The sequence below is a fragment of the Siccirubricoccus soli genome (assembly GCF_024178315.1).
Taxonomy (GTDB): domain Bacteria; phylum Pseudomonadota; class Alphaproteobacteria; order Acetobacterales; family Acetobacteraceae; genus Siccirubricoccus; species Siccirubricoccus soli.
The window spans coordinates 1-11,694 of sequence record NZ_JAMZIK010000084.1 but is presented as its reverse complement, the minus strand read 5'-3'; the positions used below and the strand labels follow the sequence as shown (position 1 = coordinate 11,694).

The following is an 11,694-nucleotide window of genomic DNA, read 5'->3' as shown; positions in this document are numbered from 1 at the left end:
ACGCTGGGGTGCGGGCAATGGGCGATTACGCTTCAATCATTGGCGGTGACGGTAGCGAGACGGGTCTGGGCGGGATTGGTCCCCACCAGGACGCCTACTACCACATTGATTCTTCTGACGTTATTCTGAACCGCGGCGGCACCGACGGTGTTGTGGCGGTTGACGCGACCGACGGCACGGACGTCTACGTCCAGGGCGGTGCGGCGAACGACATCGTGCTCGGCGGCGACGGCACCGACACCTTCAAGGGTGGCGAGGGTGGCGACTCCCTCGATGGCGGCGCCGGTTCCGACTCCCTGGAAGGCAATGACGGCAGCGATACCATCGATGGTGGTATCGGTGACGACAAGGTCAGCGGTGGCGACGGGAGCGATTATCTGGTCGGCGGCGAGGGCGACGACACCCTTTCCGGCGGTGCGGGCGACGATGCGCTGATCGGCGGCCTGGGCGATGACCTGCTCATCGGCGGCACCGGCAACGACACCTTCGTCTTTGATGTCAGCGGCTTCGGCAGCGACACCATCTCCGGCTTCCAGCCGGGTGACTCCGTGCAGATCCTGCCGGGCGTCAACGGCATCAGCAGCCTGGACGACCTCGCCGGCAAGGTCAGCGTCACCGGGAACACGGTGAAGATCGACCTCGGCGGCGGCTCCACCATTACCGTCAGCGGCATCAGCGGCACCACCGCCGAGGATCTGGTGAACGACCTGTCCAGCTGGGTGAAGATCCAGGGTCTGTCGTAACGGTAAGCCTCTGGCAACCGATGCCTGCTACCAAAGCTTGGTGACGGCGGGGGTTGCCCTGAATACGATCGAAAAGGACACGGCGGCATCGCAGGATGCCGCCGTCCATGTTTCTAAGGAGGCATCGCAGGGTGCCGCGGCCCATGGCCCGGACAGGGTCCCCGAGGATGCCGCCGCCCATGCCTCTGCCGTGCTGGTCCTGCTCTCGCCCGGCATCGCCGTGGTCGGCATCCGCACCGATACCGGGCTGCCCGAAGCCGCTCTCGACCTGCAGGAGCCGAGCTTCGAACTGGCGGGGCAACCGCTCCGCAGCAGCATCTCCTGGCAGCAATTCGCGCTGGGGGACGGCGCCGCGCTGCGGCTGCTGCTGCTGCGGACCCAGCCCGGCCTGCAAACCGGCGCCGTCCTTCGTCTGCAGGGGCGGAACGGCAGTGCCGCGCTGCATCTCCAGCGCCTGCAGGACCTCGGAGAGCTGATCGGCGGCGCTCCCTCCCCTGCCCTCGCCCTGTCGATCCTCCGCTTCCTCGCCGCCCGAGCCCTCGGCCTGCTGCGAGTCGCCGAAGATGCGGCCTTTGCCGCCGCCTGCCATGCCTTCGCCGAGCTGACCCTGGCGCCGGATCGGGTGGCGCTGCCGCTGGCCCGCTGCGGGCATGACGCCATTCTCTGGGCCGCTCCCGCCGGCATCGCCACCGAGGCCGGGGTGCATTACGTCATCGGTCGCCGGCGGATTCGCCGCCTCGCCCTGGCGGCGGATCGCTTCATCCTGCCGGACAGGCAGCTCGCGGATGGCTTCCTGCTGCCGCCCGAGGCGCCCGGCCCGATCCATCTGGCGCCCGCCGGCGGCCCCTTGCCCCGTCTTGCCGAGCTCGGCCGCCGCAAGGACGCGGAATCGCGCAACCTCTTCCGTGGCGCCCAGGCGGAGATCCGTCGCCGCGCCCTGGCCGAGCCGGCCTTCCGGCAGATGCTCCGGGACCAGGCGCTGCTTGCCCCCACTAAGCCCTTTCGCCAATTGGCCGAGCCCGACCAGCCCTTCGGCGGCTCGCTCGACATGGCGGTCACGGACCCTTCGGGCGGTCTCTTCTTGCGCGGCTGGCTGCGGGACCCGCTCGGGCTGGTCACCGGCCTTGCCCTGCTGGGCGACCAGGAGCAGCGCTTAGACCTTGGCGAGGCGCACCGCTTCCCGCGGGCGGATCTGCTCAAGAGTTATGCCGAGTCGCCGCATGGTGGGGCCCAGGGCAAGCCGGGTCTCGTCGCCTACCTGCCTGCCGCCGCCCGCCGGCCGGTGGCGCAATGGTCCCTGCGGCTGGAGCTGAGCACCGGCGATTCGGCGCTGCTGACCGCGCCACCCGGGCTGCTGCACCCCCAGGCGGCGCGGGAGAAGGTGCTGGGCTCCATCGCCCCGGCGCATGTGACGCGGGAGATCCTGTCGGACTGCATCGCGCCCCCCGTGGCCCGGCTGCATGCCGAAATCATGGGCAGCCGCGGCGCACCGGATGTGGTGCGGATCGGCCGGGCGCAGGCGGCGCCGGTCGCCTCCCTCATCGTTCCGCTCTATCGCAACCTCCGCTTCCTCCGGCACCAATTCGGCGCCTTCGCGCGGGATCCCTCGCTGGCCGAGGCGGAGCTGATCTATGTGCTGGATTCGCCGGAGCAGCGGGACGAGGTGGAGCACATGCTGCGCGGGCTGCACGGCCTCTACGCGCGGCCCGTCACCCTGCTGATCCAGCCGGTCAATTACGGCTATGCCGCCGCCTGCAATGCGGGCGCGGACCACGCCACGGCGCCGGTGCTGCTGCTGTTCAACTCCGATGTCGTACCGGCGGCCAGGTCCTGGCTGCCGCCCCTGCTGGCGGCGCTGGAGGCCGATCCGAAGCTCGGCGCGGTCGGGCCAAAGCTGCTCTTCGAGGATGGCTCGCTGCAGCATGCCGGGCTGTTCTTCGAACGGGGCCCCGGCGGCGAGTGGTTCAACAACCACTACTTCAAGGGCTATCCGCGATACTGGCCGGCGGCGCAGAAGATGCGGGAGGTGCCGGGCGTCACCGGCGCCGCCTTCTGCGCCCGGGCCGAGGCCTACCGCGCCGTCGGCGGCCTCACCCTGGACTACGTGATCGGCGATTACGAGGACAGCGATCTCTGCCTGAAGCTCCGCGCCGCGGGCTTCCGCATCGCCTATGTGCCGCAGAGCGAGCTCTTCCACTTCGAGCGGCAGTCGATCCGCGACCATGCCGGCTACGCCCGGACCCTGGCCGGCAATTACAACCGCCTGCTGCACCATGGCCGCTGGGACTCGGCGATCGAGGCCCTCATGGCGCGCATGCCGCGCCCGGCCTCCGCCTTCGGGGGGGATGCGCGATGAAGCTGCTATTCCTCTGCCACAACCACCCGAGCCTGCAACCCGGCGGCACGGAGGTACTGGCGCGCAACCTGTTCCGCGAGTTGCGGGACCGGCACCAGGTGGAGGGGGTCTTCCTCGCCGCCGTGACCGGCAGCCACCGGGAGCGCCGGCCGGGCACCATGCTGCAGGGCATCGGCGACGCGGCGGATGAGATGCTGGTCTGGCTCGGCCATTTCGACCGCTTCTTCCTGGCCCAGCCGGACACCTACGGCCTGGCCAGCCTGCTGCCGCTGGTGGCCGAGCTGGCACCGGACGTCATCCACCTGCACCATGCGCTGCTCTGGGGCGTGGAGAGCATCGACCTGCTGCGGCGGGCCGCGCCGCGCGCCCGGTTCATCTTCACCGCGCATGACTTCTTCCCGCTCTGCCCGCAGGAAGGCCAGATGCTGACGACCGCGGGGCGGCTCTGCGGCGGGCCGTCGCTGGATGCCTGCCAGGGCTGCTTCCCCGGCCGGCCCGGGGCGGATTTCGTCATGCGCGAACTGCAGATGCGCGACGTCTTCCGGGATTTCGACCGCATCCTCACCCCCTCCGCCTTCGCCCGGAACCGCTACATCGCCGCCGGCTGGCCGGCGGAGCGGATCGAGGTGATGCCGAACGGGCTGCTGCCGGTGCCCCCGGCCCCGCACCGCCCCGCCCCGGATGGCAGGCGCGACCGCATCGGCTTCTTCGGCCATCTGAACCGCTTCAAGGGCAGCCTCGTGCTGCTCGCCGCCTCCCGCCAGCTTGAGGCGGCCGGCGTCGCGCACCGCGTCACCCTGCATGGCGGCGCCGCCTACCAGTCCGAAGCCTTCATGGAGACGCTGAAGGCCGACCTCGCCGCGACGCCCTCGGCCAATTGGGTCGGCCCCTACACTGCGGCGGAGTTGCCGGGGCTGATAGCCAAGGTGGATTGGGTGGTCGTCCCCTCGATCTGGTGGGAGAACGCCCCCCTGGTCATCCAGGAGGCTTTCCTGCACCGCCGGCCGGTCATCTGCGGCGGCATCGGTGGCATGGCGGAGATGGTGCGGGACGGGGTGGATGGGCTGCATGCACCGGTGAACGACCCGGTGGGCCTCGCCCAATGTATTCGCAATGCCGTCGAGTCGGATGGATTGTGGGAAAGGCTGGTGGCTCGTATCGAAGCGCCGCCCACTATCGCTGAAGTAGCGAAGCGCCATCTTACTCTCTATCAAGATGCGCTGGAGGCGGTTTCGGCGTAGTCTTGCCCCGCGGCGAGCGGCCGGAGCCGGGCCGGCCGCGCGGTATCGCCGGGGGAAACAGCCACTTGGCGGGCAATAGCCCCTGGAAAATTAGCGCGGCTGGCCCAGGCGCCGGCCAGAGGTCCTCTATGCCGGAACGACATCCGTGCCGGAACGGCGATTGGGGCGACGACGAATGCTGCAAGCCGGTCGCTTAACTTTCCAAGACCGGTTTCGGGAGACTGTCTGAATGACCATGGTGGATGCGCGCAAACCGGGACCGGAGGCGGGCCAGATGCCGGAGGGTGGTGTGGCGGGACAGACTGCGCAGGTTGCGTCGGATGTGCGCGGGATGGTGGACAATGCGACCGCCGACCGGATCTATGGCTGGGCCTGGGATGCCGCCTACCCCGGCTACCGCGTGCCGGTGGAGCTGCGCCTGGCCGGGGAGGTGGTGGCGAGCACCGTCGCCGATTTCGCCCGGCCGGACCTTGCCGCCAACGGCATCGGCGATGGCTGCCACGCCTTCGAATTCCCGCTGACCGCCGAATGGTTCGAGCGCCGGGGCGAACTCAGCCTCACCGGCCTCGGCGCCGATGGCCGGAGCTACCCGGTGACGATCCGGCTGCGCCGCCCGGACGATACCCAGGTGGCCACCCAGCTCCAGCGTGCTGTGGAAGCCATGGCTGCCGAGCAGAAGGAGATCCGGGCCGAACATGCCGCGCTGCGGGCTCGGGCCGAGACCTTGCCGGAGGTCGAGGCGGTGGCCGCCATCGCCCGCGACAACACCGCGCTGCACAAGCGCCTGGACGAGTTGGAATTGTGGATCGCCCGGCTGGATTCGCGGCTGGCCGACGCTGCCGCGCCCGAGAAGGCGGCGGCGGCGGGCGGGCATCTTGATCCCTGGCAGGCGGCGCTGATCGCGCTGCTGGCCAGCGCGGTAAGTGCCGCCCTGGCCGCCGCCGCCGCCGGCTACTGGAGCTGAGCCCGATGTCCGGCAGCAACCGGCCCCAGACGCCGGAAGCCATGCTGCAGCGCGCGATCGAGCAGGTGCTGCGGGCCGCGAGCGGCTGGCTGATCCTGGTCATCATCCTCAGCCTGCTAGCGCTGCTGCTGAGCTTCGCAATCCTGATGAACAAGCTGCAGCTCATCAGCAAGGTCCCGCAGACCCTGAGCGCCGAGACGGCGGAGTCGGTCGCCGTCTTCTGGCTGATCGGCCTGGCGACGATGGCAGCGCTGCGGGCCCTGCAGCATTATTCCATTGGCAGCATGGCACGCTACGCGGCGCAGCGCCTCGCGGTCCCGGCGGCGCTGGCGGCCGCCCAGCGTGCCGGGCGGCCGGAAACGCTCTCGGCCGAGGTCGTCAACGATATCGAGCAGTTGCGCACCGCACTTGCCAGCTCGGCGACCAGCTCGGCGCTGAACTTCATCATCACCCCCGTGCTGCTTGCCCTGGTGGCCTATATGCAGATCGCCCTCGGCATCATGGCCCTGGCCTACTGCATCCTCGCCACCATCCTCAGCCTGCTGCTCGCCCGGGCGAGCGAACAGGCGGCCGTCCTCTCCGGCCAGGCCAATGCCCGCGCCTATGGCCATGCCGCAGATGCGATGCGCAGCGGCGAGGCGGTGCTCTCCATGGGCATGCTGCCGGCCCTCGCCCGGGAATGGGTGGCGCTGAGCACTGCCGGCGGCGGCGAGGCCTGGCTGGCGGAACGCCGGGCGGAACGGCTGCGCACGGCGCTTGAATTCCTGATGGGCACCTTCCGTGGCGCTTCCATGGGCATGATGGCCTTCTTCACCATCTCCGGCATCAGCGTGCATGCGGCAATCGCCGGCGGCGTGATGCTGGTCGGGATGGTGGTCATGCCCTATGTCGGCATCGGCGCCCATGCCAAGACCATTGCGGAGGCGGCGGCCGCCTGGAAGCGCCTGCGCAAGCTGGTGGACGAGGGCGGCGCCCAGGCCGAGGGCCTCGCCTACCCCTGCCCGGAAGGCCGGCTGGTGGTGGAGCGCATGTCCTTTGCCTTCCGCGGCCCCAACCCGCCCATCCTGCGCAACATCGACCTGGTGGTGGAGCCGGGCGAGATCGTCGCCATCGTCGGCGCCTCGGGCAGCGGCAAATCCACCCTGCTGCGGCTGCTGATGGGGGTGATGCGGCCAAGCATCGGCGGCATCTACCTGGACGGCCACGCCACCCATCAATGGGACCGCCGCGACCTGGCCCGGCATGTCGGCTACCTGCCGCAGGACAGCCTGCTCTCCCGCGGCACGGTGGAAGAGGTGATCGCCCGGCTGGAAATGCCGCAGCCCGGCCTGGTCCTGGATGCCGCCAAGCGCGCCCAGGCGCATGAGGCGATCATCGCCCTGCCGCATGGCTACGCCACCCCGTTGCTGCAGAGCCATCAGCTCTCCATGGGCCAGCGCCAGCGCATCGCCCTCGCCCGCGCCCTCTACGGCCGGCCAAAGCTGCTGATCCTCGACGAGCTGGCCGGCTCCCTCGACGCCGAGGGCGAGGCCGGCGTCGCCACCCTGCTCCAGGTGCTGCGGGAGGAACGGACCTCCGTGATCTTCACCACCCACCGGCCGAACCTGCTGGCCGTCGCTGACCGGGTGCTGGCGCTGCGCAACGGCACGCTGGTGCCGGCCGGGGAAGACCAGGCGCGGCTGCCCGGCCGTGGCCGCGCCGTGTCGCGGCCACGTAGCAAGCCGGCGCGGGAGGCCGCGGCATGAGCGCGACCGCACTCCCCCAGGGCGCCGCGGCGCGCCCCGCCCCGGCGATGGCGCGGCCGGCGCCGCTGCGGCTCGGCCAGTTCGGCTTGACCCCCTTCACGCTGTGCGCGCTGCTGGCCCTTACCATCGCCCAGCAGTTCGGCTTCCTCGGCATCGTCCTCTACATGAAGCACCTGTCGGACGGGGTGATCGAAAGCCGCAACCTGGATACGCTGGCGGCGCTCAGCCTCGTCTTCGTCGGCATGCTCGCGGTCAGCACCCTGGCAGGCCATTTCCGCTCCGCCATGCTGGCCGCCGCCGCGGAGCGCTTCGGCCTCCGCCTCAAGCTCGAGGCGATGCAGGCGGCAGTGCGCAACGCCGTCCGTACCGATGCCGGCTCCGCCCTGCCCATCCTGCGCGACATCGCAACGGTGCAGCGCTTCTTCTCCAGCCGCACCCCAGCGGCGATCCTCGACCTGCTCGGCGCCGTCATCGCCATCCTGCTGCTGTTCTACCTGGATTTCTGGCTGGGCATGATCGGGCTCGGCGGCATGGCGCTTTCGGCGCTGATCGGCGCGGTGGTGCTGTTGACGACGCGGCAGCTGATGCTGAAGAGTCGCAGCCAGCTCGATGCCGCCCAGGCGGAGCTCGGCAGCCAGTTCCTGCATCCGGACGTGGTGCGCGGCCTCGGCCTGCTGCCGGCGACGCTGCTGCGCTGGCATGCCAAGTACAATGCGGCGCTGGATGCCGAGGACGCCAGTCAGCACCGCTTCGGCACCATGCACGAGCTGGATCACTTCATCTCCCACCTGGTGCTGATCGGCGCCTTCATGTACGGTGCCTATCTGGTGATCCAGCATGAGGCAACGGTCGGGCTGCTGCTTGCCATCACCCTCGCCCTGAGCGCCGCCACCCAGCCCTTTTCCCACCTCTTCCACAATTGGGCGATCCTGGCCCAGGCGGCGCAGGCCTGGCAGCGGCTGCGCAGCACCATGCGGCAGGATGGCGAGCCCCCGGTGCATCCGCCGGAGGTGGAGGCGGCGACCGGCCTCGTCATCGAAGATCTCGGCTTCTGGCCGGAAGGCCGCCCGCAACCGATCCTCAAGGGCATCGGGCTGCGCGTCGCGCCGGGCACGATGATGACCGTGCAGGGGCCGAACGGCGTCGGCAAGTCCACCCTGCTCCGCCTCGTCCTCGGGCTGATGCCGCCGACCTCCGGCCGGGTGCTGCTGGACGGGCAGGATAGCTGGCATTGCGACCGCGCGGCCTTCGGCGCCCGCATCGGCTATCTGCCGCAGGACGTGCAGCTGCTGGAAGGCGACATCTTCCGCAATATCGGCCGCGGGCCGGGCGCAGCGGCCAGCGACGTGGTCGCCGCCGCCCGCGCCGCCGGGGCGCACGACATGATCGGCCGGCTGCCGCTCGGCTACCAGACGCCGGCCGGCACGGCAGCCGGGCTCTCGGCCGGCCAGCGCCGGCTGATCGGCCTGGCCCGCGCCCTCTACCGGGACCCCCGGCTGCTGGTGCTGGACGAGCCCGAGGTGGGAATGGACGGCCAGTCCCGCGCCGTGATGCGTCGGGCGGTCGAGGAGGCGAAGGCGCGCGGCGCCGTGGTGCTGCTGGTGACGCACGAGCCGCGCACCTGGAACGATCTGACGGATCTCCGCCTGCTGCTGGGGAAGAACGGCCAGTGGCAGGTGCGCCCTGCGGAGCAGGACGCCGACATCATGGGGGGCAGCCTTGCACGAGTTGATTGACCAGCGGCCGGACCAGAGCCGCGCCCTGATTTCGGCCGAGGGCGGCAGCCCGACCACACTGCCGCCGCCGGTCCCGGTGGAGCAATTGCTGGAGGCCCAGGTGCAGGCGCCACCGGTCGGACGCATCGCCCGCATGGCGATGCTGACCCTTGGCCTGACGCTGGTGCCCTTCTTCGGCTGGGCCACCATGACGAGGATGGAGCAGTCCGTCATCGCCACCGGCCAGCTCATTCCCGAAGGCCGGCGCAAGACGGTGAACCTGCTGGAGCCCGGCATCCTGCGCCACCTGCTGGTGCAGGAGGGCTCCGTCGTGGCGGAAGGCCAGCCGCTGCTGCAGCTCGACGTCACCCAGGCGGAGGCGACCGCCGACCAGGCGCGCACCCAATACTGGGGCGGCCGGGCCCGGATGGCCCGGTTGCGGGCGGAGCAGGCAGAGCAGCGCAGCTTCACCTTCCCCGAGGATGTCCAGCGCGCCGCCGTGGACTACCCCGCGGTGCTCAACCTGCTGGAGGCGGAGAAGTCGCTCTTCGCCGCCCGCTGGAACACCTATGACGGTCAGGTGGCGGTGCAGGAACGCGCCATCAGCCAGGTGCAGGAGCAGATCGCCGGCGTGCGCGGTCAGCGCCAAGCGGCGGAAATTCAGGTGCGCTCGACGCGGGAGCAGATCGCGGGCCTGTCCCGCCTGCTGCAGCAGGGCTTCGCCTCCCGCTTCACCGTGCTGGAGCTGCAGCGGACCGAGGCGAGTTTCTCCTCCGCCATCCAGACTGCCCTGGCGCAGGAGGGCCAGCTGCGCGAGCAGGTGGCGCAGGCCGAGCGGCAACTCGCCACGATCCGCCTCACCCGACTGTCCGACATCGCCACGGACCTGCAGACGACGGAGGCCTCCACCGCCTCCGCCCTCGCCTCGCTGCGCGCGGCACAGGATATCCTCAACCGGCGCGAGGTGCTGGCCCCGGAGGCCGGAAAGATCACCAACATCCAGACCTTCACCCCGGGCGCCAGCATCGCCGCCGGCCAGCCCATCCTCGACATCGTTCCGTTGCGGGACCGCTTCGTCGTCGAGGCCCAGGTGCTGCCGACGGATATCGAACAGGTGGTGGTCGGGCAACGGGTGAATGTCCGCCTGACCTCCTACCGCATGCGCGAGATGCCGGTCATTCCGGGCCACGTCATCCATGTCGCCGCGGATGCGCAGCAGAACCCGCAGGGGGTAAGCTACTTCGTCCTGCGGGCGGAAATGGATCAGGCGATGCTCGACCGGCTTCCCGAGCTCCGGATGAATGCCGGCATGCCGACCGAGGTCTATGTGCTGGGCGAGCGGCGGACGCCGCTATCCTATCTCTGGTCGCCGCTCCGGAATTCCGCCCGTCGTGCCTTCCGCGACTGAGGCCGGGGGGCCGGGGCCAGCGGCCGCCGGCCCCGTCCGATCTGCGGTCCCCATTGCCTTGCCCTCGGCGCTGCGGCACATGCTGCGGTGCGAACGCCTTCCATGGAGCACGAGCCGCATGCGCATCGACGCCATTCCGATCGGCAAGAACCCTCCCGACGACGTCAATGTGATCGTCGAGGTCGCGATCGGCGGCGAACCCATCAAATACGAGATGGACAAGGCGGCCGGCACGCTTTTCGTCGACCGCTTCCTCTACACGCCGATGCGTTATCCCGGGAATTACGGCTTCGTCCCGCATACGCTGAGCGATGACGGCGACCCGATCGACGTGCTGGTTGCCAACACGCGGCCGATCGTGCCGGGCGCGGTCATCAATGTCCGCCCGATCGGCGTGCTGCGGATGGAAGATGATGGCGGCGGAGACGAGAAGATCATCGCCGTGCCGACGCCAAAGCTGACCAAGCGGTACGAGAAGGTCCACAACTACGACGACCTGCCGCAGATCACCCTCGATCAGATCCAGCACTTCTTCGAGCACTACAAGGATCTGGAACCTGGCAAATGGGTGAAGGTCCTGGGCTGGGGCGATGCGGCGGAAGCGCGGAAGCTGATCCTCGAGGCGATCGAGCGGGCCAAGGCCGCGGAGTGACCGTGGCGACGGCTAGAGCATGCTGCGTTCGCTTGCGCTCACGGAGCATGCTCTAGGCCGTTGTTTTGCGAGCATCTTCACGCGTTCAGATGATTCCATCTGAACGCGATCTGCTCTAGCACTACCTGGGCGGAAACGACCGAAAATTCAGCAAATTCAGAGTGGTGCGAAATTGGGCCCTGGCCGGCAAGCCACTGATTTCTCTGCGGAATTTTCGTTTCTGCCCAGGTAGTACTAGGGGCTTGGGGGGGGGGGTTGCGTCCCCGGACCTTGCCCGTGTCGGCGGGGTGAACAGCTAGGCGGAAGGCCCTGCCGGGGGCGGGACTTCCTCCGCGTCCTTCCCCCCCCTCCCCAGCCGCCGCCCGTTCACCTAGCTATGGCGCGGATGTCTGCCGCCGACCCCGATGCCGCGCTGCGCGTGGCCCTTGCCCGCCACCGCGCCATCGCCACCCTGCTGCTGGCGCTGATGGCGGCCCTGCTGCTGGCCGGCTATGCCCTGCCGCCCGGCTATGCCACAGAACTGCTCCAGGCCGCGGCCAAGGCCGGGCTGGTGGGCGGCATCGCTGACTGGTTCGCGGTGACGGCGCTGTTCCGCCGGCCGCTCGGCCTGCCCATCCCGCACACCGCCATCATTCCGCGGCAGAAGGAGAGGCTCGGCCAGGGGCTCGGCCGCTTCGTCGCCAACCATGTCTTCACCGAGGCGGAGGTGGCGCGGGTCATCGCGCGGCTGGACCTCGCCGGCATCCTCCGCAGCTTCATGGCCGACCCCGCCGCCGCCCGCCCGGCGGCGGAGGCCATGGCCGCCACCCTGCCCCGGCTGCTGGCCAGCCTGGAGGATGGCCGCGCCCGCCGGCTGCTCGGCCGGCTGCT

Annotated in this window: 9 protein-coding genes; all 9 read left to right on the top strand. The window is 70.0% G+C overall.

Annotation, left to right across the window (positions count from 1 at the left end; genetic code table 11):
* Window positions 1-17 precede the first annotated feature (17 nt).
* Window positions 18-743: a calcium-binding protein gene (locus tag NJ376_RS13595; protein ID WP_252953813.1), complete on the top strand. Its 726-nt coding sequence runs from the start codon at window positions 18-20 to the stop codon at window positions 741-743.
* 190 nt (window positions 744-933) lie between these two features.
* The gene (locus tag NJ376_RS13590; protein ID WP_252953812.1) at window positions 934-3,099 is read left to right on the top strand and encodes a glycosyltransferase; all 2,166 of its coding nucleotides are present in this window, start codon (window positions 934-936) and stop codon (window positions 3,097-3,099) included.
* On the top strand, window positions 3,096-4,340 hold the full coding sequence (locus NJ376_RS13585) for a glycosyltransferase family 4 protein (RefSeq protein ID WP_252953811.1): 1,245 nt from the start codon (window positions 3,096-3,098) through the stop codon (window positions 4,338-4,340). Before NJ376_RS13590 ends, NJ376_RS13585 begins: the two co-directional genes overlap by 4 nt.
* Window positions 4,341-4,569: 229 nt before the next feature.
* Window positions 4,570-5,304 carry a hypothetical protein gene (locus tag NJ376_RS13580; protein ID WP_252953810.1) on the top strand — a complete coding sequence of 245 codons (735 nt, stop codon included), beginning with the start codon at window positions 4,570-4,572 and terminating at the stop codon, window positions 5,302-5,304.
* Between the two features lie 5 nt (window positions 5,305-5,309).
* Entirely contained in the window at window positions 5,310-7,049 is a 1,740-nt protein-coding gene (locus tag NJ376_RS13575) for an ATP-binding cassette domain-containing protein (RefSeq protein WP_252953809.1), read from the top strand.
* The gene (locus NJ376_RS13570; RefSeq protein ID WP_252953808.1) at window positions 7,046-8,785 is read left to right on the top strand and encodes an ATP-binding cassette domain-containing protein; all 1,740 of its coding nucleotides are present in this window, start codon (window positions 7,046-7,048) and stop codon (window positions 8,783-8,785) included. Before NJ376_RS13575 ends, NJ376_RS13570 begins: the two co-directional genes overlap by 4 nt.
* A complete protein-coding gene (locus NJ376_RS13565; RefSeq protein ID WP_252953807.1) occupies window positions 8,769-10,172 on the top strand; it encodes an HlyD family type I secretion periplasmic adaptor subunit in 1,404 nt (467 codons plus the stop codon). The genes NJ376_RS13570 and NJ376_RS13565 overlap by 17 nt, the downstream gene beginning before the upstream one ends.
* Before the next feature lie 118 nt (window positions 10,173-10,290).
* Window positions 10,291-10,824, top strand: coding sequence for an inorganic diphosphatase (ppa, locus tag NJ376_RS13560; RefSeq protein ID WP_252953806.1), 534 nt, complete (start codon window positions 10,291-10,293; stop codon window positions 10,822-10,824).
* Window positions 10,825-11,209: 385 nt separating this feature from the next.
* Window positions 11,210-11,694: DUF445 family protein (locus NJ376_RS13555; protein WP_252953805.1), on the top strand; the 485-nt coding region annotated here is incomplete at its 3' end.

Excerpts from the sequence above, each read along its gene's own strand:
- NJ376_RS13580 (WP_252953810.1), top strand. The coding sequence starts at position 4,570 with ATGACCATGGTGGATGCGCGCAAACCGGGACCGGAGGCGGGCCAGATG.
- NJ376_RS13575 (WP_252953809.1), top strand. The coding sequence starts at position 5,310 with ATGTCCGGCAGCAACCGGCCCCAGACGCCGGAAGCCATGCTGCAGCGC.
- NJ376_RS13595 (WP_252953813.1), top strand. The coding sequence starts at position 18 with ATGGGCGATTACGCTTCAATCATTGGCGGTGACGGTAGCGAGACGGGT.
- NJ376_RS13570 (WP_252953808.1), top strand. The coding sequence starts at position 7,046 with ATGAGCGCGACCGCACTCCCCCAGGGCGCCGCGGCGCGCCCCGCCCCG.
- ppa (WP_252953806.1), top strand. The coding sequence starts at position 10,291 with ATGCGCATCGACGCCATTCCGATCGGCAAGAACCCTCCCGACGACGTC.
- NJ376_RS13585 (WP_252953811.1), top strand. The coding sequence starts at position 3,096 with ATGAAGCTGCTATTCCTCTGCCACAACCACCCGAGCCTGCAACCCGGC.